The organism is Catenovulum agarivorans DS-2, assembly GCF_000568405.1.
GTDB lineage: Bacteria > Pseudomonadota > Gammaproteobacteria > Enterobacterales > Alteromonadaceae > Catenovulum > Catenovulum agarivorans_A.
The window spans coordinates 84,714-104,544 of record NZ_ARZY01000008.1; the positions used below are offsets into that span (position 1 = coordinate 84,714).

Genomic DNA, 19,831 nt, shown 5'->3' on the forward strand with positions numbered 1-19,831 from the left:
TAGATAGCCAAATTAAATGAGGGGGATATTCCCCTCATTTACCACAACCGTTAATTTTTTCAGTTATTTTTCCTTGGAGTTGTTATGTTAGACAGCAAAATTAAACAACAATTAACCAGTCATTTTTCCGCTATAACCCAGCCGGTTGAGTTGCTTCTGTCGCTTGATGACAGCGTCAAGGCAAAAGAGCTGCAGCAACTTGCAGACGACTTGGCGAGCATTAATCAACAAATATCCGTGCAACAAGCGGATGGCACAAGTACACGCACACCATCCATGGCGGTGAAAAATGTAGCGCGTGGAACACAGGTTGGTTTTGCAGGAGTCCCTATGGGACACGAATTTACTTCACTTATTTTAGCTGTGTTGCAAGCAGGTGGGCATCCAAGCAAACAAACAGCTGAAGTAATTGAACAGATCCGTCAATTACCAGGGCCATTAAAGTTTGAAACCTATATTTCGCTTAGCTGCCAAAACTGTCCTGAGGTTGTCCAAGCGCTTAATTTAATTGCATTGGAAAACCCGAATGTTGAACACGTGATGATAGACGGCGCAGTATTTGCCGATGAGGTATCACAGCGCAATATTATGGCGGTACCAAGTGTTTACCTAAATGGTGAAGTATTTGCACAAGGTCGTATTTCGTTAAAAGAAATCTTGAATAAAGTAGATACTGGCGCGGCAAAGCGTGAAGCGGAAAAAATTAACCAAAAAGACCCATACGATGTACTGGTTGTGGGCGGTGGCCCAGCGGGTGCAGCTGCTGCAATATATGCTGCGCGTAAAGGTCTGCGTACAGGCATAGTCGCCGAGCGTTTTGGTGGACAAGTGATGGACACAGTTGCTATAGAAAACTTTATTTCAGTTAAAGCTACTGAAGGGCCTAAGTTAGTTGCAGGGTTAGAAGAACACGTTAAAGATTACAACGTAGATATTATTGACCAACAAAGAGCCAGCTCAATAAGTCGAAATGACATGATTGATATTGGTTTGCAAAGTGGCGCTACAGTGTCGAGCAAATCGGTTGTGTTAGCCACAGGTGCGCGCTGGCGTGAAATGAATGTGCCGGGTGAAAAAGAATACCGCGGCAAAGGTGTTGCTTATTGCCCACACTGTGACGGCCCATTATTTAAAGGCAAAAAAGTTGCAGTAATAGGCGGCGGTAATTCAGGCATTGAAGCTGCGATTGATTTAGCCGGTATAGTTGAGCAAGTAACTGTGTTGGAATTTGATAAAACACTTAGAGCCGACGAAGTATTGCAATCCAAAGCGCGCTCTATGCCCAACATTCAAATTATCAAACAAGCTCAAACCACAGAAGTGGTGGGTGACGGACAAAAAGTGACTGGCTTAAACTATATAGACAGAGCAACAGGCGAGCAGCAACATATTGAACTGGCCGGTATCTTTGTACAAATTGGTTTAGTGCCAAACAGCGAATGGTTAGATGGTGATGTTGATTTAACCCAACGCGGCGAAATAATTGTTAACGAACGTGGCGAAACATCCATTCCTGGCGTATTTGCTGCAGGTGATGTAACCACCAGCCCGTACAAACAAATTATTATTGCCATGGGCTCAGGCGCAACCGCATCACTCAGCGCGTTTGATTATTTAATCCGCTTAGCACCGGAAGATAGTGAGCAAAAAGCAGCATAAAAAATGCTTGGCTGTTTAGCCAAACCACAGTGATGAAAAAAGCAGGTTTAGTACCGGTGGGTGCTAAGCGTGCTTTTGTTTTGTGGTGGGGGACTTAATTAGTGCCATGCTTAATAGTGGTAACGCAGTTGTGCTATCAAAATTGTTTGATCTTGATATTTATACACAATTCTGTGTTCATCATTAATTCTGCGCGACCAATAACCTGACAAGCCATGTTTTAGCGGCTCGGGTTTGCCTATGCCGTCATAAGGTTCGTGCTGAATGTCTTTTATAAGCGTATTGATTCTTTTGAGTATCTTTTTATCTGTATTTTGCCAGTATAAATATTGTTCCCAGGCCGCAGATGAAAAAGTTAATTTCACTCTATTAATTCTCTTTCTGTACCTTTGCCAGCTTCTAATTCAGCAATAGATTCTAGCAGTGCTTTGGCATTCGCTGGTGATCGTAATAGGTAGGTTGTTTCCTGCATAGCTTGATAGTCTTCTAAAGACATCATAACGACTGGGCTTTCGCTTTTTCGGGTAATGATTACCGGTGCATGATCAGTGCAAACTTTTTCCATTGTTTTTGCTAAATTTGCTCGTGCTGTGGTGTAACTAATGGCGTCCATAAAAAAGTACCTGTACTTAATTCTGTACGACTAAGTTTAGTTAAACATAACCGACAAATCAATAACGGCTAAAAAGTTTGGCTCATCTTGTTCAGGCCGTTAATATAGCTATAACTGTTGGTTTATAGTTGCGTGTTATGCACATCACAGAATTCAGGATGAATAAATTTAGAATTGGCTTAAGGTATATATTTTTTATAGGCGTGTTGATTTGTCTGTTCTACGTTGGTTACTTTACAAGCATCACGCACACATACGTATCCACTGTTTTTGGCTCAGATCTGTGGATGTTACTAGCAAATCACACAATTGGACTCGACAATTACTATAGCTATACGTCAGCTGTAGAAAAAACATTTGGCTTTAATACATACTTTATTTTTCTGAATCTAAAAAATAGTGTTTTTTCTGGGATCTTTCTTGGGCTCTGCAGTGGCTTTCTAATCAAAAATGAATGGTTTTTAAGGCTGTTTGTTTTGTCTCTGGTGTGTCCAATCATCGGCATGTATGTGTATCTTGAGCCGACACAAGATGTAAACCTGCTTCCTGTATTCGAATTAGCTGAATTGCGTTTCAAAGAGATCTCTAGGCAAATTGCACATCTTGTTGTTTTGTTGCCATTTGTGTTAATGGGTCACAAGTTAAGGCAAATATATATGCTAAACAAAACTAAACAGAAGGACGAATAAAGTTTGGCTTGTTGCCACTAATACTAGCCAAGATTTTATGTGCCTTCGAAGAAAGCGTTTTACTTAAGGGTTAAGGAAATTTATGTCGCTAAAATCAAACTTTGAGTTGTTGGCGGATTACAATCAGTGGATGAATCAAAATATTTATCTGGCCGTATCAAATCTCAGTACTGATGAATTGGCGAAAGATCGTGGTGCGTTTTTTGGCTCTATTATTGGTACGTTAAACCATATTCTTGTTGGTGACATTATCTGGCTTAAGCGATTTTCCGAGCATCCATCAAATTTTAAATCACTTGATTATGTTCGGTCTTTGGAAAAGCCACAGTCGCTAAATACTATGTTGCACCATGAGATTATGCCGCTTGAACATACGCGCAGCAAAATAGATTCGGTAATTAAAGAGTTTGCAAGTGAGTTGTGTGAGCAAACTTTGTCGTCGAATTTAACCTATAAAAATTCGCAAGGTCAGGTGTTTAGTAAAAACTTTGGATATCTTCTGCAGCATTTGTTTAACCATCAAACCCATCATCGTGGGCAAGTTTCGACGCTTTTAAATCAATTAGGTATAGATCTTGGTGTAACAGATCTAGTTGTGAGAATTCCAGATGAGTAAAATGGCAACAAATTTTAGCCCTGCGCACCTAAAATTGGATTCACATCCATGCTGTTGTGCAAAATTCTAATTATCTGAATTTGTTGGTTTTCGAGCTGTTTGTAGAATATGACATGGCGACCTTGTGAGAACTTTCTATATCCTTGTCTTATTTGATCACAAGCTTTTCCTATGTTTGGGTTTTCAGCTAAAAGCCAGAATGCATCATCGAATTGTTTAATATAAATGTTACGTTGTTCTTTACCCCAACGGCGTTGAGTATAAACAGCGATTTCTTTTAAATCATTGCGAGCTTTGAGGGTTAGCTGAAACGATTTCATTTACTTGGCTGGTTATCTAATTCCTCTAAGAATGCGTCAAGTTCATAATCAGCTGTGCCACTTTCTTCACCTTCAACCAAAAGTTGGCGTAATGTATTTAATTTGGTTTCTTGTGTTTCGAGTAAGCGTAATGCTGAGCGAATCACTTCACTTGCAGAACCATAACGACCGCTTTGAATTTGTGTGGCGATAAAACCATCAAAATGGTCACCTAAAGTGATGCTTGTATTTTTAGCCATAATTCTACTCCAATACCAATATATACCTAATTATGGTATTTCTGTTCTTGTAGTCAAGGAGCTGGTTGGCCAATCGCTTTAGATATTTGCGGTAAAAAGTGTTGAGTAAGATTAGGCCAGCAATTCAGCTGGCCTAAAGATTGGGGGGGTACAGTAAAACTAAATTTTGTTTAGTGATTACTGCTATAGCTCACATTGGTCACAGTTGCTTTTGACGTGGTAATACCAAACTGTTCAAAACATTCTGCCCATGAGTCTGAATCACCACGCGTACCACATTCTTCTCGAGTATATGGGTCTTGCGACTGCATATAGTTACCAAACTTAAAGTAGCTTGCATCGTCGTCTTCAACTTGCATGCTTAGCGAGTTACCACATGCGCTGACTGTCATGGTGCCATAGTTGTTTTGGTAAGTCATGCTGAATGAATCGCCGCTTTCTATGGTACATAAAGACTTTTTAACTTCCTTTCCATCTGTACCACGTAAACGCACATAAACATCAAATACCCCGTTGTTGGCAACACTATCACCAAAGCCAGATTCGCTAGAGTCAGCCACAAAAACTTTCATCAAAGTAGAAATGGTTGAACCATGGGTTTGTGCCACTATGGTTTTAGCACCATTAGATAAGTCCATTTTGTAAGTTGCAGCAAACGACTCATTGGTATCGTAAATTGATTTACGTTCACTCTTTTTAATCTTGTACTCATGGCGCCAGCCGCCGCCACCAGAGGTGGTATATTTAGTTTCTAAAGGTACAAATTCTAAGGTTTTGCTATTAACCAGTGGGTGAGGGTTGTCGCCTTCTAAATCAAATAATGATCCATCGGTTATAATTGCGGGAATATCTGTTGTACCACCTGAGTCACCAGAACTGTTGCCGTATAACTTAACTTCGGTGATATTCATCCAGTTACTACCAGCGCTGTTAGACTGCGCTTTTACACGAACTTGACGCGCATTGATGTCGGTAACATCGTACATTTCTATGCCTGTGGTGTTGCCAGAGCTAACTGCGTCATGAATTTTTGTCCATGTGCCACTGGTGCCTGGGCGAGCATAAATTTCAAATGTATGGGTGCGAGAATCACCTTGGCCCCAAGCAATACCAACTTCTTTAACTTCTTTGGCTTCGTCTAATTGCAATGTCAAATTAACTGCATTGCCGCCAGCTTGTGCCGCCCAGCGTGAAGACCATGCTGTGCTGTTATCAATGGCTTTTGCTGGTGGGTAGCTGCTGTGGCTAGTGCCATCATCAAATACTGTGTTTACTTGCAATTCACCATCGGCAGAGTTGCCGCCTGTGCCATATAATTCAACTTCCTTGATATTGGTCCAGCTTGAGCCTGCACTGTTTTCAAAGGTTTTTATTCGCACTTGGCGCGCCTCGATATCATCAATATCGTAAACTTCTATGCTTGAAGTGGTACCTGAGCTAACACTGTCATACACTTTAGTCCAAGCGCCGCTGGTTGCTGCGCGAGCCCAAATTTCAAAGGTATGGGTTTGATCGCCACCTTTACCCCAAGAAACGCCCACTTCAGTGACAGTTTGCACTGAATCTAAATTAAGTTGTAAGTTAACTGGTGAGCCAGACGCGGCCCAGCGTGATGCCCAAGCTAAGCTTCCATCAATTACGTTAGATGCTGGGTAGCTTGCGTGGCTGCTGCCCCAATCTTCTGCGCTATCTATGTTTAAAGTATTTGCATGTGAGTATGTTGTTGCGGTTAATGCGAGTGCTGCCAAAGTTAGGCTTTTGGATATTTTCATGTGTGTGAGTTCCGAAAATGTTAATTGCTTACTACAACTACTACTGTTTCGAGTAGAGAGACCGATAGATCTCCATTTTCAAATTGTAAGACACTTTGCCTTGCAATTTGTAAGTCGAAAATTAACACTATAAAAACATTTGATCAATAATTGTTTGTCATTTTGTTTTGTTTGTATGTTTTTTGATTTTAATTTAACTTTATGTTGATTTTTTAAAGGCGCACTAGTTTGTAAGGGGCTGAGGTCACAACGATTATTTTTCTTTGTTGATTATTGTAAGACAATTTAGCTGCCTATCATTGGCATGTAATAGTTTGCCAATTTTTGGTTTTGTCTAGGTAAAAGCCGACAGCTTGGTAGGCTTGTTTGATTTTGCCGTTATGGTTTAGGATTGATAAACCTTTGTTAAGTGCTTCAGCTAGGTGCTTTCCTTGCGGATGTTGGCGTGAAACCAAAAAGTGTAGTGAATCATCAAACACCACTTTAAAATTTTTGATTGGTTTTAATTTTACGCCGTGGTGAGCTTGCGCTAGATCGGGATGCATTGAAAAGGTTGTTAATAAATAGTCGGCTCGACCTGCAGCTATCATACGAAACATTTGTGGAAAAGAAGTCGCAGTTATAATTGGGCTGCCTATACATTTATGTGCCTTAATGTCATTTAGCCAAGTTTGATTGGTAACCCCAATGAGTTGTTTAATGCTAGCCAATTGAGTTAAATCTTGCTGTGCTTTATTTGCCGCGATTACGTACAGTCCCTTTTCAAATTGACCTTTAGCAACGAGCGGTTGTGACTGGTAGCTAACTTCATTGTTATACTGGTGCGACCAAAAGGTTAATCCTGCGGAAACAATATTGCCTTTGTTAATTTCTAGGTGCAGCCTGTGTTGAATTGGGTAAGGTTTTATTTTAACTACTGGGCGAAAACCAGCAGCCACCAGGGCTTGGCAAAAGATTAAACTTTCCATCGCCACTTGATTATTATTTTGATAATAATCTTGGTTGTCTTCACAAGGTGTCGCAAATATTTTTTGCACAGCCGCAATATGCTCACCATAGTGGCCTAAAGTCAGCTCAATGGTTTTTGCGTTGGCGCTTATACAACAACTAAGCAAGAACAACAGTAAAATTAAAGGTTGCAACAAAACAAATAACTTGTACTGATAAGTCTACTAATTGATTAAGCATGTGCTATAAATGCAGTAAACTCAAGACTGTATTGAACTAAATAAAAAGGAACTAGCAATGTCGGATGCTCAAACTGCCCAACCAGATTTGAATAAACAAGCCAAACCGCTAATTGATAAATTACCTGACGAATTAAACTGGCAGCAAGACAATAGGTTTAACGCCTTGATGGCTGAAGTGCCTAAACCTTTATTTGAAATTATTTTGCCTTGGCTAGAAGCTGAATTTGAACATAAGTGGGACAGAGACAATATTAAAAAAGCGCCAGATTTAGTTAAGTTGGGCGCAGGTATGTTCGCCAAAATGGAAAAAGATCAGTTTTTATTTAGTGGTATAGATATAGACGAAAAACTTATGTTAGCTTGGTGGCCATGGGGGCCAGGTGCACCAGCCAGTTTACGTATTTTTATTGCGCAAGATCCTGAAGATATCAAACAGCCTGGCGTGTTTTCTAAAATCAAGTCTTTGATTTTTGGATAATTGAAATTATTTGGTTGTGTCTAAGGTCTTAGTGTACACATTAATAAATTAAAGCCAGTTGGGAGTTTATCTGTGCGTAGTATTCAGCTTGTATTATTGTGGTTATTGTTTTCTACATCTGCTTGGGCGTTTAATTTTTCTGAATTGCAGCAGGAAGACGAGTTTTTACCCGTTGAGCAAGCATTTCAATTTGATTTTAATCAGCAGGGCAACCAGCTATCGCTAACTTGGCAGATTGCAGATGGCTACTACCTTTACAAAGATAAAACTCGTGCAAAAGCGGACAAACAAGAAATAACCATAAGCTTTGTTCAACAAGGCAAAGAAAAACACGATGAATATTTTGGTTTAGTGACTGTATTTCGTGACCAACTCGAAGCCAAACTTGACTTATCCGGCGTGCAAACGGATACCCTGTTAGTGACATATCAAGGCTGTGCCGATGCGGGGTTATGTTATCCGCCGGTATTAAAAGAAATCCCCTTGTTGGCAATTGCCAGCGTGAGCGACGGTGGTGAACCAGCGCAAGACTCTGTGCAAACAATACAAACACCTTCAAAAAATTCTGCAAATGCTTCATCTGGATTGTTGGGGTATTTTGACCAAAGCAGTGTCTGGTTAACTTTATTAAGCTTTTTTGTTTTAGGTTTAGGTTTGTCACTCACACCTTGTGTGCTGCCTATGGTGCCAATTTTAAGCTCGATTATTAGCAGTCAAAAATCTACTCATGTAAAAAGTAGCTTAGTTTTGTCGTTATTTTATGTGTTGGGCATGGCGACTTTTTATACTTTAAGCGGTGTATTAGTTGGCTTTTTTGGTGCGCAGTTTAATGTGCAGCTATATTTGCAAGCGCCTGGGTTAGCCATATCTTTTGCGGTTATTTTTGTTTTGCTTGCTTTGTCTATGTTTGGTTTATACGAGCTACAGTTGCCTGCTTCTTGGCAAAGTAAATTGCAGCAAACAGGGCAAAATAAAAAAGGTTTAATTGCGACTTATATTGCAGGTGGGGTGTCGGCTTTGGCGCTATCACCTTGTGTGTCTGCACCGCTTGCTAGTGCATTAGTGTATATCTCAACCACGGGCGATGCGGTTTTAGGTGGTAGCGCTTTGTTGGTGATGAGTTTGGGCATGGGATTACCCTTATTATTGGTCGGCGCTGGTTTAGGTGGTTGGTTGCCACAAACGGGTGGTTGGATGATCCGCGTTAAACAATTGTTTGGTGTGATCATGCTCGGTATGGCTATTTGGGTGGTGGAGCGTTTATTACCATCTATTGTTAGTGCAGCTTTATACTCTTTATTGTTGGTGTGGGCAGCTGTGCATTTAGGTTTATTGCAAACAGACAAAACAGCAAAAGCAAAAAACACCCAGTTTTTCGCTTGGGTATTGTTGTTGGCTGGTGTCTTCTATTTTTACCACAACTATCAACAAACTTATGCGGTTAGCTCGGGGGCTGCACCGGCACAACATGCATCTGTATTTAAACGTGTGCAGTCGGTTGCAGAGCTGGAAGCTTTATTGGTTAATTCTGACGGTAAAAAATCTATCGTCGATTTATACGCAGATTGGTGCGTGAGTTGTTTAGTGATAGAAGATGAGGTATTCGCCAAATTAAACCCAGCAGATTATCCAGACTATCAATTTTTGCAGTTAGACCTAACTGAAATGACCCAAGCAAAGCAAAGCTTTTTAAGCCAACATAATTTATTTGGCCCACCAGCGTTGTTGGCTTTTGCGGCAGGTGAAAGTCAAACTGCTGAATTTGTTTATCAAGCTGAGTTTAATTTACAGCAGTTTGAGGGGTGGTTTAAATAATATTTAACTTCTGTGTTAATCACAACCCAAACGTGCACAATCCTCTTTGACCCAAGGCCTGCAATTAGTGATGTCAATTATAGCTACAACTTGGCCTGCTGGATCTTCTTGACCAGGCGTGTTTAACCAGATGTTATTTTGCACCAAAGCAACATTTAACATTGGCAATTTATCTGGACGCCAAGAGCGGATCTCCAGTTGTTTGGTTTGATCAACTATCTTGTTTCCCCAAGGACTGACAATGGATAATGCTAGCATGGTATTTCCTTTAATCTATTCTTGGATTTACTAATTTATCAAAAAACGATAGCGCGTACTGAGCGGCTTTAAAGCATATTCGAATTGCTAATTTTCTAGTATTTTATATAGCGTTTTTAGAAAATTATGCTTCGAATGTGCTGTTTGGCAGAGGATAAGCAGTAATCAATACCCAGCCAGTTCTTCCTTATCAAACGACTCTTTTTTAAGCTCTACACGTTTGTTGCGCGCTTGTGCTTCTAACTCGGTTTGCCATTTCGACAATTCTTCCATGGTAATGGTGTTGTCATCTAACAACCACAAGCGGCGACAGCCTTGGTAATAAAAATACATAATTTGCATGGCTTTTACATCACCATCTTCCACGGCTTTATTTAGTTTAGCGCGTTTGCGGGTTATATAATTAAGCTGTTGTTTTAACCGCCAAACATAATACACCTCATACATATAAGGGTGAGTTTTATATTTGTTTAAAGTTACACCAATCACAATACAGCCAACAATTACACCTAATAAGTTCCAGTGAAAATGGCTGCCATCGGCGTCAGGAAAAAGCTGAATTAAAACTTGCGCTATGCCCAAACTTAAAGCAGTTAAAGCAACTACACATGCAATAATAATGCGATTCAGGTGTTGGCGATAAATATCTTTGTCTATAGATTCAAAAGTAAACATGTGGCAAATACTACAAAATCAATTTGGCGCATAGTATACCTAATTAACCTGAACTCTGGATAACAACTTGCTTTCTAGAGGCTATTTATCCTTATCACTATCTCTCTAGAATGACTACCATAAACTCAGTTGTTAATAACAATCGGTTAGCTAACTTGTTATCCAAAGTTCAGGTTAAATTTCTTTGATATGGCGTAGTTGGAAGTAAAAACTAAATTCACCTTAAGCAGCAAAATCAGGTACACTAATGGCAATTTTTGCCAGCCAATTCAGTATAGATTTATGACAGACAAAATGGATCAATCAGACAACCAAACCCACTTTGGTTTTCAGACCGTCGACAAAGAACAAAAAGTACATAAAGTCGCCGAGGTATTTCACTCAGTTGCCGCTAAATACGACATTATGAACGACTTAATGTCGGGTGGTGTGCACAGGTTATGGAAGCGCCATACCATAGCTTGCAGTGGTGTTCGTACAGGTAACAAAGTATTAGATTTAGCTGGAGGTACCGGCGATCTAACCGCTAAGTTTTCTCGTATTGTTGGTGAAACTGGCCAAGTGATTTTGTCGGATATTAATGAGTCTATGCTCAATGTTGGTCGCGATAAATTGCGCGATATGGGCATAGTTGGCAATGTAGAATATGTGCAAGCGAATGCTGAATGTTTGCCTTTTGCTGACAATCAATTTGATGTGGTTACGATTGCTTTTGGTTTGCGCAATGTTACAGATAAAGACGCTGCACTGGCTTCTATCTTCCGTGTATTAAAGCCAGGTGGCCGTTTATTGGTTTTGGAGTTTTCTAAACCCGTGAATGAAACTTTTAGTAAAGTTTACGACTGGTATTCGTTTAATATTTTGCCAAGCATGGGTCAGATGATCACCAATGATGCAGAAAGCTATCGTTATTTGGCTGAATCTATTCGTATGCATCCAGACCAAGAAACGTTAAAAGGCATGATGGAGCAGGTCGGTTTTGAAGAAGTTACTTACCAAAATTTAACCGGCGGTATTGTTGCACTGCACAAAGGATACAAATTTTAATGCCAACTGCGAGTTTAATCAGTGGGTTAGTTGAACACAGCATCAACTATTGGTTGCGCCAAACTGGCGTGCAACAAAATGTGCCTAATCAATTATTGGGCAAACAATTTGTCATTAAAATTACTGACTTAAAACTCGAGCTACAAATGCATGTGCAACAGGGCGCTGACGGCTATCAAGGTTTAGTGAGTGTTTGGTCACCAGCAAATGACCAAGCCGATTGCACTATTATTTGTACGTTATCCGGTTTGTACCAGTTGCAGCAGCCCGCACAAATTACCAAGCTGATTAAACAAGGTGAATTAGATATCGACGGTGATGTGCAGCTGGCACAAACCTACGCAGATTGGTTGAAATCAAGTTTAGTTCATTGGCAAGATGTATTGGCGAGTGTTTCAAGCGGCCCTGTCGCGTATAAGATCTCAGCGGCAGGTGAACAGGCTATTGAGCTAGCGCAGCAGCAATTTTCAAATCAGCAACGCGCTTTTAAAAATATAGTTTGGGACGAAAAGAAGTTGGCACCACATCCACTTGAGGTGGCCGATTTTTCTGAGCAAGTTAAGCAACTTAGACAAGATACCGATCGCTTTGAAGCGCGTTTACAACAATTAATCCAAAAGGTAGAGCAACTGTGAGTTTGTGGCGTTTTTATATCATCCTAAAAACTTTATTAACTTATGGTTTAGACGATTTAATACCCGAGCGTTTTCAGCGCTGGTATTTTAAATTAGCCCGCCTGAGTGCTTTTTGGTTATACAATCGTCATGCTGATAAACCTGTTGAAGTACGTTTGCGCTTGGCTTTGCAATCGCTTGGGCCTGTGTTTGTTAAGTTCGGGCAAATGTTATCTACTCGGCGCGATTTATTGCCAGCTGAATTTGCTGATGAGCTTAAGCTTTTGCAAGATCAAGTCAGTCCATTTGATGGTGAACAAGCAAAAAAACTGATTGAAAAGGCATGGAAAATTGACTCGCTCGATGACTATTTAGCCCATTTTGAAATTGAACCTTTGGCTTCTGCTTCTATCGCACAAGTGCATGCCGCGCAGTTACATGAAGATAGCCCATTTGCCCATACCGACATAGTCATAAAAGTGATTCGCCCTGGTATTGCTGAAACTATGCGTGCCGATGTTGAGCTGATGAAAACTATGGCGAGCATATTGGCAAAAATATTGCCTGATGGTCGTCGTTTACGTCCAGTTGAAGTAGTTAAAGAATACGAAAAAACCTTATTTGACGAGCTCGATTTAATGCGCGAAGCCGCCAACAGTATTCAACTAAAACGCAATTTTGCTGACTCGAAACAACTTTACGTGCCTGCCGTTTATTCAGATTTATGCCGTAATAATGTGATGGTGATGGAGCGCATTTATGGCATTCCAGTCGGCGATATTGCAGCACTTAAAGCGCAAGGTACCAATATGCAGTTATTGGCTGAGCGTGGTGTTGAGATATTTTTTACCCAAGTGTTTCGCGATAGTTTTTTCCATGCGGATATGCATCCGGGTAATATTTTTGTTTCGAGAGAACACCCAGAAGATCCTATGTATATAGGGATAGACTGCGGTATTGTTGGTACGCTAAACAAAGATGATAAACGCTATTTAGCCGATAACTTTATTGCGTTTTTTAATCGTGATTATCGCAAAGTCGCTGAGTTGCACGTCGATTCTGGATGGGTGCCTCGTGATACCAATGTAGAAGATTTTGAATTTGCTATTCGCACTGTATGTGAGCCGATTTTTGAAAAGCCACTAGCGGAAATCTCTTTTGGTAATGTGTTATTAAACCTATTTAACACCGCACGGCGTTTCCAAATGGAAGTGCAACCTCAGCTGGTTTTATTGCAAAAAACTTTACTCTATATCGAAGGTTTAGGCCGCCAGTTATATCCGCAACTCGATTTGTGGAAAACCGCTAAACCATTCTTAGAAAACTGGGTAAAACAGCAAGTTGGGGTGGGGGCGATTATCCGTTCGGTGAAAGAAAACGCGCCTTATTGGGGTGAAAAGCTGCCCGAAATCCCAGACTTAGTGTACGACGCACTGCATAGCCATAGAGAGTTACAACATCAACAAAGTTTGTTGATAGAAGCACTGCAAGAGCGCAACCATAAACCCAGTGTCGTGCCGCAAATTGGCCATGTTGCAGCGATTTCTGCAGTGCTGGTGTATTGTTTTAAAGATGAGTTATGGTTGTCGGCTGCTTTATTGTTGGTGGCGATAGTGTGTTGGTTGGGCAGCCACAGTAAAAAATAACATCCAGCGACAAAGTTCTGTGCTTCTGAACTTTGTCGTACACTTTTGCATCTAACTCAATCCTAGCCTACAGTTTAATGAGTTATGTTCTCGGTTTAACTCACTCATGTATCACTATTTGTTGAAGATTATTTGTTTGGCTCTAAGTGTGGTTGTTTCCACCAGTTCAATGGCACAGGATGTCCATTCAATTAAAGTTCGCAAACCATCGGCGCATGACCAATATGGTGAGCGATTTTTAGTTGACGCAGTCAGTTTATTTGTTAGCAAAGTTAATCAGCAAGAAAAACGTTATAAAGTTGAGCAAATCGATATTACCGATAGGCAGTTGATGAACTTTGAAAGCTACCTAGAGCGCGGCTTTTTTGATGTGAATTATTTTGGCACTAGTGAGCGTTTAGAAAAAACGTTTTTGCCAGTGCGCATTCCACTATTTGCAGGCTTGCTTGGTTATCGGCTGTCGATTGTTAAAGGAAAAAACCTCGCCTTGTTTGCAAATGCTAGTCTTGAACGATTGAAATCTTTACCTGTTTGCCAAGGAAGCATTTGGGCTGATTCCGACATTCTCGAACACAATGGTTTTTCTGTGTTAAGGGTTAGCCACTACGAATTTATTATTAGAATGTTAGATGCAGAGCGTTGCCACTATTTTCCGAGAGGTATTTTTGAAGGAGCGTTTGAATTAGCAATATTACAAAAAAACTATCCGGACTTTCGTTTGGTGGATAACCTTGTGATTTATTATCCGTTTCCTGCTTATTTATTTGTTCGAAAAGACCAACAGCAGCTTGCGGGTGATTTAAAACGCGGCTTTGAAGCCGCGATAGCAGACGGTAGCTATCGGGCATTGTTGCAACAGCATCCATTGACGCGAAATGTCTTTCCGTTGGACAAGTGGCGTGACCGACGGTTTATACATTTAGATAATCCCAACTTACCTAAGGCAACTCCGATAGACAATGCAGACTATTGGTTAAAACTCGATCCCTAAGTTGGTCATCCTGTCTTGCAATGCCAATGCTTTTAACTGTTGGCAGGCACTTTTGTCGAGTTGCTTGATTCGCTCTAAGCTATCTAAAAATTCATTTTGTGTTTCAATTTCCCATTGCATATGAGGATGTTGAAGAGCCTCTTTGCTATTTTCAACTTCGGCACTGGTGATTAACATGCGCTCTATTGTACCTTGAGACAAGACCGAGGGTAGGGTAACTTCTTTATGCTTGAATTCGTTCTGTTTGTCTAACAATGACAAATTGGCGATTAATGCCATGCCTGCATCAATTGCGGCGTATAATCCTAAGCTTTCTGATTTCGCATCTGAAGGAATTTGTTCTTCGATCTTTTGTTGTTGCAACTGCACATCGACTTTAAATGATTTGCTATATAAACTCTGCCATATCAATTCACTGACCGTTTGTAATACAGAGTAATCACCTTGACTAGTTAATTCAGTATACAGCTGATAATTAGGAAGCATGCGTTCAATTAACATTTGGTTGAAGGCTATTTGTTGTTTTGGGCTGAGTGCTCGAATGCGGGCAAAAGTAGAAGGTTTTTGCATAGAGTTCTGATTTATTCCAAATTGTCAGCTAATATGGTTAATATTTGTGTTTTATCGCAAAAGTTTGAGCTAAAACAAAGTCCCAGTCAAACTTTTAACAGTATAAATTATTAGATTATTATCAATCTCGGAGACTATAAAATGAAAAAAATTGTGTTGGCTGTATTGCCGTTCCTTGCGCTCAGTTTTAATGCTTCTGCTGGCAATGTTGAAGCGGGTAAAGCGAAGGCTGCTATGTGTGTGGCTTGTCATGGCGCTGATGGTAAAGCTATGATCCCAACTTATCCAAATTTAGCTGGTCAAAATGCACCTTATTTAGAAGCGGCATTGCGAGCTTATAAAAACGGCGAGCGTAAAGGTGGTCAAGCTGCAATTATGGCGGGTATGGCTGCAGCTTTGAGCGATGACGATATTGCAAATCTAGCTGCTTATTATGCGTCGTTAAAATAGACAACAAGGCTCAGTTGACTGCTGCTTCACTGGCAGTCAGCTATTTGCATTATTCAGCTATGTCTGCGGTGTCTGATAGTTTGATTAATTGCTGCTGCGCATATTCAAACTTTAATTTGTATTCAGTGAGTTGCTCTTGACTGTCGTGCTGCAGTTGTTGGTAGCTGTGGTTCAGTTGTTGTAATTCATCCCTGAGCGACTTAATAATATCGCGAGCATGCAAATCATCTTTTTGGTATTTGTCTTGTTGCTGCCTTATTTTGGCTTTTAGCCCTGCTACTTCCTGTTGCTGATTATCATTTTCAAACTGTAATTGCTGGTTGTGCTTTTTCGCCGCATTGAGTTCCTTATCTGCTTGGCTAAGCATGGTTTTTAAATTCTTATATTCTTGCTGTGAGTCGAGCGATTGTTGATATTGTTGTTGCTGTTGTGTTTCTAACGCTTGTTTGAGTTCATCGACCTTTGCCTCGAGTTGCTTGTTGCGTTTATTCAACTCGTCAAGCTGGTAGTTCAACTCCTCTTGTTGACGGTGATGGTTCTGCTCAACTTGCTCGATTTGGCTGCGATATTGGCTATGCAATTGTTTATTTTGTTCTTCGTTGTCTAATAGTAAAGCGGTTTTGATGCTTAGCTCTTGCGCTTGTTCGGATATTCTTGCTTGTAATTCGTCTTGTTTTAGCTGAGCTTGCTGTTTAGTTAGGTCAAGTTGCTGCACCGAATCATGGTATTTTTGCTGCAGTCCTTCGTATTTTTCATTTAAGTTAATGTTAACTGCTTGCTGCGCCGTAAGTTCGTCTTGAAGTTGTTGTAGTGTTTGTGAATGACGGCGCTCAGTTTCACTTTGGTTTTTGTCTAACCGCGCATTGGTTTCTGTCGTTTGTTGCAATTGCTGCAATAATGATTGCTTTTCGCTTGTTAGATCTTTGAGCTGCTGAGTTAGATCTTGGCGCAGCTTAGTGATATTTTCATTCAGTTTTCGGTTTTCTTGTTGTGCTTCTCTAGTTTGTTGGTACTGATCGTTCAGGAGCTGGCTTTTTTGATTAAGTTGTTTTACTAGCTCTGCTTCTGTTTGTTTAAATTGGCGCTCGATTCCTTGATGGCTTGACTGTTGCTCTGAATGAGTTTCGGCTAATTGTACCTTTAGTTCATCTGTTTGGTTGATTTGTTCACTGAGTTTACGCCACAAAGTGCGATTTTCTTCTTCTTTTTGGTCTAATAAATGGCGGCTTTGTTCGGCTTGATTGAACAATAGATCGTAGTTTTGTTCCTTTTGTGCAAGCGTTTGTTTATAGTCATTTACCTGTTGTTTTAACTCGCGTAGCTGCTGGGTTAACTCTGCTTGCTGGGTGAAAGATTCACTCTTGTATTCGTTTAAGGCTAAATGCAGCGCCTCTAAGCGTGTTTCTGCGTGCCGTTGGGCTAACAATGTATGCTGCTCTATTTGCTGCACTATATCAGCAAAGGTGCTTTGCAGGTTCGCGGCTAACTTGCTATTGAGTTGGTTTTGCTGAGTTTGTGCTGGCTGAGAGATGAAGTCTTGCCAAATTTGGATGCACTCAGAAAGTTTGTCTGGGGTAGTAAGCTGAGCAAAAGATGCCCGCTCAACGAGTTTGCCTTCCATGCGTAGTTGTATCCCTAATTCTATAACTTGGTGTGCTAGAGTCGTCATCGAATATGTTCCTTGTGCTATCTATTGAGTGTAGTTCCTTTTGCCTGTTTGAACAGGCAAAATTGAGCACTGAGCTAAAGTTGTTTGTGTGTTTTTATGGTATTGTTATTGCTGCCACTGTCACTTTGATAACGAGAACGTTTTTAGTTCGATTGCTTCGGCAATCACTAAATCTTTAAATTCAGCTTCGGCTTTCATACGCTGGAAATCTTGGCGCATGCGCTCTTTTTTCGCCAGTTTTTTTCGTTCTTCTAGAATGGCAAAATGTTTTATCTTGTCGTTCAACGCATGAATTGCTGGATATTTTTTAACGTAATCTACCTGTTGTGCATCAGATAAATGGTCAAAAAGGACTGCGAGCCTGAGTGCACCTTCACTCACTTCGCATTGTTCTGATTCCATCGCGTGACTAATTGTTTGAATACTTTCAATCAGGTTGTTATCTCGAGCTTGCTTTTTTTGCTCTCTTTGTTGTTCGATTTGTTGCTTTTGCTGTTTAAGCTGCATCAGCAGTTCGCCAGCGTAAAAACTTAAACCAGCTAAAATCAATAATGCTACGGTAATGATAATAATGGCTAATATAGACATAGGTTACTCAAAGTTAATTTTACTATTTTCAAACTCGTCAAATAATGCGTCGTCATCTTCTTCAGCTTCAATGCCAAGTTTTTCCACTAAAAATTGATGTCGCGCCATTTTTTTATTGAAGTAAGCTTGTTCATGCGCAGGCAAAGTTTCTCCTTCGTCTAGTTGGGCTAACAAGTCTTGCAAACGGATATCTGACTCAATTTGTTCAAGCTCGGCAATCCAAGCTTCGGTTGGTTCAACAACTGGCTTTTTATTCGGTTGTTTGATAACAGGTTGGCTTTTTGACGCTTGTACTGCTGTTTTAGTTGGTGATGGTGCATCCAGCGGTACTGCCTTGGTACTGCCCATTCGTGGATCTTGGCTATTTTGCTGAGCTGCTAGACTCTTTTCACTTTGTTGTGAATGACGACTGCCGGATTTCTTTCCTTTTCGAACCTGTTTTTTCCGCTCTTTGGCTGAGGTGGTTTTTACATTGCCAGTTTTTATTTGGCCAATTGGTCCGGTTTTGCGAGATTTTTTTATGCGAGTCATGAAAGCAGCCCTAGCTAGAAGACTTAATACAAATTTAGAGGTAGGCGATTTTAGCATGTGCAGCAGGTGCACAAAAGTAGCAGAAAAAATAAAAGCGGCCTTAGCCGCTTAAATATTTTGTAGGTTATAAACCTAACACATCCCGAGCGCTCAGTCCTTCTGAACTACAGACCTTCCCAGTCTCACATGTTCCAATTGTTATTAATGACTTCCTTGGTTGTTGTTCTAGTGACTCATTCACATTTTTGGGCAATCCATTGAATTTTGCCACTTGTCCATCCTAACTTGAGGTTACCATCCATGTATGGCTATTCAGTCCACTTTGTTTTTAAGATTTCCCTAAAGAGTTTCCTTACCAAACGCTATCCTGTTTTAGCAAATTGACTGTTGACGCTATTTCCTATAGCTGGCCAATACTTTAAAGTTCTGTCGGTTATTTACAAGCCATTAACCATTAAAAAATGACCATTGTTTTTTGGCTTTATAGAAAATCTTTTATTTACAATGCGTTATTATTTTTCTTTGTCAAAAAAGACGTAAATTTCGTACAAGGTTTGTGAGAAATGTCTCACGAGACTGTGGGGATAATAAAGGTGTTTGGTTACGATTTGATATAAATAGTGTGACAGTTTTGTTACTGACACACTATTTTTTGTGGCTTAGTGCAAGCCACTAACGTAATGAGATAAAGCTTCGATTTCTTTATCTGATAACTTAGCTGCGATGTCTCGCATAATACCGTTTAGGTCGTTGGCCCTTTGTCCATCTCTAAACGCTTTCAACTGCAATGCTGTGTAGTCTGCATGTTGGCCTGATAATTTAGGAAAGCCAGCTAGAGGCATACCATCACCTTGAGGTCCATGGCATGCAGTACATGCTGTTAAGCCTTTTTCTGCATCGCCCGCTCGGTACAACATTTGACCTTTGGCAACTAACTCTTCAGGGGTTGAGCCTGCTTTTGTTTCTTGCTGTGAGAAATATACAGCCAAGTCTTTCATGTCTTGATCAGATAACGCAGCAACCATGCCAGCCATTACCGCATTGTTTCGACCGCTAGTTGAACCAGCTTTAAAATCTTTTAATTGTTTGTAAAGGTATTCAGCACTTTGCCCAGCAATTTTTGGATAAGTAGTGATCATGCTGTTACCGTCTGCACTGTGACAAGCAGCACATGTCGCCGATTTTGCTTTTCCTGCTTCAGCATCACCGGCAATAGTCGTTGCATATGAGGTGGAAGTTAATCCAACCATCATGGCGAATGCAATTGCACTTTTTTTCATGGCTTGATTCTCGTTTAATATTAAATAGACAAAATTTTTGCGTATTCTAACCCACAACGCAATTATTTCCGCTATTTTACACGAAAGATTGTAACTAAAAACCTTGTTATGCCATTCATTT

22 protein-coding genes are annotated in these 19,831 nt (G+C 40.4%); 9 read left to right on the top strand and 13 right to left on the bottom strand.

What is annotated here, in order from left to right; genetic code table 11:
- The first annotated feature begins 84 nt into the window (after positions 1-84).
- On the top strand, positions 85-1,659 hold the full coding sequence (gene ahpF / locus DS2_RS06440; RefSeq protein ID WP_035013848.1) for an alkyl hydroperoxide reductase subunit F: 1,575 nt from the start codon (positions 85-87) through the stop codon (positions 1,657-1,659).
- A gap of 110 nt (positions 1,660-1,769) precedes the next feature.
- On the opposite strand, the gene DS2_RS06445 is transcribed toward ahpF, so the two are convergent.
- A complete protein-coding gene (locus DS2_RS06445) occupies positions 1,770-2,024 on the bottom strand; it encodes a Txe/YoeB family addiction module toxin (protein WP_035013849.1) in 255 nt (84 codons plus the stop codon).
- A complete protein-coding gene (locus DS2_RS06450) occupies positions 2,021-2,272 on the bottom strand; it encodes a type II toxin-antitoxin system Phd/YefM family antitoxin (RefSeq protein WP_035013850.1) in 252 nt (83 codons plus the stop codon). The genes DS2_RS06445 and DS2_RS06450 overlap by 4 nt, the downstream gene beginning before the upstream one ends.
- Before the next feature lie 771 nt (positions 2,273-3,043).
- On the opposite strand from DS2_RS06450, the gene DS2_RS06460 reads away from it, so the two are divergent.
- Positions 3,044-3,577, top strand: coding sequence for a DinB family protein (locus tag DS2_RS06460; protein WP_035013852.1), 534 nt, complete (start codon positions 3,044-3,046; stop codon positions 3,575-3,577).
- Between the two features lie 14 nt (positions 3,578-3,591).
- On the opposite strand, the gene DS2_RS06465 is transcribed toward DS2_RS06460, so the two are convergent.
- From DS2_RS06465 to DS2_RS19705, 4 genes are all read right to left on the bottom strand, one after another.
- Complete coding sequence (locus DS2_RS06465; protein WP_035013853.1) at positions 3,592-3,897, bottom strand: type II toxin-antitoxin system RelE/ParE family toxin; 306 nt, start codon at positions 3,895-3,897, stop codon at positions 3,592-3,594.
- Entirely contained in the window at positions 3,894-4,136 is a 243-nt protein-coding gene (locus DS2_RS06470; RefSeq protein WP_035013854.1) for a type II toxin-antitoxin system ParD family antitoxin, read from the bottom strand. The genes DS2_RS06465 and DS2_RS06470 overlap by 4 nt, the downstream gene beginning before the upstream one ends.
- A 170-nt stretch (positions 4,137-4,306) precedes the next feature.
- Positions 4,307-5,908: a discoidin domain-containing protein gene (locus tag DS2_RS20795; protein WP_051479675.1), complete on the bottom strand. Its 1,602-nt coding sequence runs from the start codon at positions 5,906-5,908 to the stop codon at positions 4,307-4,309.
- Between the two features lie 296 nt (positions 5,909-6,204).
- Positions 6,205-7,053, bottom strand: a complete 849-nt coding sequence (locus DS2_RS19705) for a substrate-binding periplasmic protein (RefSeq protein ID WP_051479676.1) — start codon at positions 7,051-7,053, stop codon at positions 6,205-6,207.
- A gap of 100 nt (positions 7,054-7,153) precedes the next feature.
- Between DS2_RS19705 and DS2_RS06485 the strand changes: the two genes are divergently transcribed.
- Together DS2_RS06485 and dsbD are read left to right on the top strand one after the other, a co-directional pair.
- Positions 7,154-7,576 carry a hypothetical protein gene (locus DS2_RS06485; protein WP_051479677.1) on the top strand — a complete coding sequence of 141 codons (423 nt, stop codon included), beginning with the start codon at positions 7,154-7,156 and terminating at the stop codon, positions 7,574-7,576.
- 72 nt (positions 7,577-7,648) lie between these two features.
- Positions 7,649-9,391, top strand: a complete 1,743-nt coding sequence (gene dsbD / locus DS2_RS06490; RefSeq protein ID WP_035013855.1) for a protein-disulfide reductase DsbD — start codon at positions 7,649-7,651, stop codon at positions 9,389-9,391.
- A 15-nt stretch (positions 9,392-9,406) separates the two neighbouring features.
- Here the strand turns inward: dsbD and DS2_RS06495 are convergent, their stop codons facing one another.
- Entirely contained in the window at positions 9,407-9,649 is a 243-nt protein-coding gene (locus tag DS2_RS06495) for an ASCH domain-containing protein (protein ID WP_051479678.1), read from the bottom strand.
- 165 nt (positions 9,650-9,814) lie between these two features.
- Positions 9,815-10,324, bottom strand: coding sequence for a DUF3087 domain-containing protein (locus DS2_RS06500; RefSeq protein ID WP_035013856.1), 510 nt, complete (start codon positions 10,322-10,324; stop codon positions 9,815-9,817).
- Between the two features lie 282 nt (positions 10,325-10,606).
- Between DS2_RS06500 and ubiE the strand changes: the two genes are divergently transcribed.
- From ubiE to DS2_RS06520, 4 genes are all read left to right on the top strand, one after another.
- Positions 10,607-11,371 (top strand): bifunctional demethylmenaquinone methyltransferase/2-methoxy-6-polyprenyl-1,4-benzoquinol methylase UbiE, encoded by a 765-nt coding sequence (gene ubiE / locus DS2_RS06505; RefSeq protein ID WP_035013906.1) that lies wholly within the window; start codon positions 10,607-10,609, stop codon positions 11,369-11,371.
- Positions 11,371-12,006, top strand: a complete 636-nt coding sequence (locus tag DS2_RS06510; RefSeq protein WP_035013857.1) for a ubiquinone biosynthesis accessory factor UbiJ — start codon at positions 11,371-11,373, stop codon at positions 12,004-12,006. The genes ubiE and DS2_RS06510 overlap by 1 nt, the downstream gene beginning before the upstream one ends.
- Positions 12,003-13,631, top strand: coding sequence for a ubiquinone biosynthesis regulatory protein kinase UbiB (gene ubiB / locus DS2_RS06515; protein WP_035013858.1), 1,629 nt, complete (start codon positions 12,003-12,005; stop codon positions 13,629-13,631). Before DS2_RS06510 ends, ubiB begins: the two co-directional genes overlap by 4 nt.
- A 136-nt stretch (positions 13,632-13,767) precedes the next feature.
- Entirely contained in the window at positions 13,768-14,622 is an 855-nt protein-coding gene (locus DS2_RS06520; RefSeq protein ID WP_152537554.1) for a hypothetical protein, read from the top strand.
- Here DS2_RS06520 and DS2_RS06525 read toward each other — a convergent pair.
- Positions 14,605-15,192, bottom strand: coding sequence for a DUF416 family protein (locus DS2_RS06525; RefSeq protein ID WP_035013859.1), 588 nt, complete (start codon positions 15,190-15,192; stop codon positions 14,605-14,607). The two genes, DS2_RS06520 and DS2_RS06525, sit on opposite strands and share 18 nt — an antisense overlap.
- A 141-nt stretch (positions 15,193-15,333) precedes the next feature.
- Here DS2_RS06525 and DS2_RS06530 point away from each other — a divergent pair, with 141 nt between their 5' ends.
- Positions 15,334-15,642 (top strand): c-type cytochrome, encoded by a 309-nt coding sequence (locus DS2_RS06530; protein WP_035013860.1) that lies wholly within the window; start codon positions 15,334-15,336, stop codon positions 15,640-15,642.
- Positions 15,643-15,691: 49 nt separating this feature from the next.
- Here the strand turns inward: DS2_RS06530 and DS2_RS06535 are convergent, their stop codons facing one another.
- From DS2_RS06535 to DS2_RS06550, 4 genes are all read right to left on the bottom strand, one after another.
- Positions 15,692-17,311, bottom strand: coding sequence for a hypothetical protein (locus tag DS2_RS06535; protein ID WP_035013861.1), 1,620 nt, complete (start codon positions 17,309-17,311; stop codon positions 15,692-15,694).
- A 120-nt stretch (positions 17,312-17,431) separates the two neighbouring features.
- Entirely contained in the window at positions 17,432-17,899 is a 468-nt protein-coding gene (locus DS2_RS06540; protein ID WP_035013862.1) for a DUF2489 domain-containing protein, read from the bottom strand.
- A gap of 3 nt (positions 17,900-17,902) precedes the next feature.
- Entirely contained in the window at positions 17,903-18,430 is a 528-nt protein-coding gene (gene yihI, locus DS2_RS06545) for a Der GTPase-activating protein YihI (protein WP_035013863.1), read from the bottom strand.
- A gap of 659 nt (positions 18,431-19,089) precedes the next feature.
- Positions 19,090-19,710: a c-type cytochrome gene (locus DS2_RS06550; protein WP_035013908.1), complete on the bottom strand. Its 621-nt coding sequence runs from the start codon at positions 19,708-19,710 to the stop codon at positions 19,090-19,092.
- Positions 19,711-19,831 lie beyond the last annotated feature (121 nt).

Coding starts and splice junctions, on each gene's coding strand:
- ahpF (WP_035013848.1), top strand. CDS start 85: ATGTTAGACAGCAAAATTAAACAACAATTAACCAGTCATTTTTCCGCT.
- DS2_RS06450 (WP_035013850.1), bottom strand. CDS start 2,272: ATGGACGCCATTAGTTACACCACAGCACGAGCAAATTTAGCAAAAACA.
- DS2_RS06460 (WP_035013852.1), top strand. CDS start 3,044: ATGTCGCTAAAATCAAACTTTGAGTTGTTGGCGGATTACAATCAGTGG.
- DS2_RS06465 (WP_035013853.1), bottom strand. CDS start 3,897: ATGAAATCGTTTCAGCTAACCCTCAAAGCTCGCAATGATTTAAAAGAA.
- DS2_RS06470 (WP_035013854.1), bottom strand. CDS start 4,136: ATGGCTAAAAATACAAGCATCACTTTAGGTGACCATTTTGATGGTTTT.
- DS2_RS20795 (WP_051479675.1), bottom strand. CDS start 5,908: ATGAAAATATCCAAAAGCCTAACTTTGGCAGCACTCGCATTAACCGCA.
- DS2_RS06485 (WP_051479677.1), top strand. CDS start 7,154: ATGTCGGATGCTCAAACTGCCCAACCAGATTTGAATAAACAAGCCAAA.
- DS2_RS06495 (WP_051479678.1), bottom strand. CDS start 9,649: ATGCTAGCATTATCCATTGTCAGTCCTTGGGGAAACAAGATAGTTGAT.
- DS2_RS06500 (WP_035013856.1), bottom strand. CDS start 10,324: ATGTTTACTTTTGAATCTATAGACAAAGATATTTATCGCCAACACCTG.
- ubiE (WP_035013906.1), top strand. CDS start 10,607: ATGACAGACAAAATGGATCAATCAGACAACCAAACCCACTTTGGTTTT.
- DS2_RS06510 (WP_035013857.1), top strand. CDS start 11,371: ATGCCAACTGCGAGTTTAATCAGTGGGTTAGTTGAACACAGCATCAAC.
- DS2_RS06525 (WP_035013859.1), bottom strand. CDS start 15,192: ATGCAAAAACCTTCTACTTTTGCCCGCATTCGAGCACTCAGCCCAAAA.
- DS2_RS06530 (WP_035013860.1), top strand. CDS start 15,334: ATGAAAAAAATTGTGTTGGCTGTATTGCCGTTCCTTGCGCTCAGTTTT.
- DS2_RS06535 (WP_035013861.1), bottom strand. CDS start 17,311: ATGACGACTCTAGCACACCAAGTTATAGAATTAGGGATACAACTACGC.
- DS2_RS06540 (WP_035013862.1), bottom strand. CDS start 17,899: ATGTCTATATTAGCCATTATTATCATTACCGTAGCATTATTGATTTTA.
- yihI (WP_035013863.1), bottom strand. CDS start 18,430: ATGACTCGCATAAAAAAATCTCGCAAAACCGGACCAATTGGCCAAATA.
- DS2_RS06550 (WP_035013908.1), bottom strand. CDS start 19,710: ATGAAAAAAAGTGCAATTGCATTCGCCATGATGGTTGGATTAACTTCC.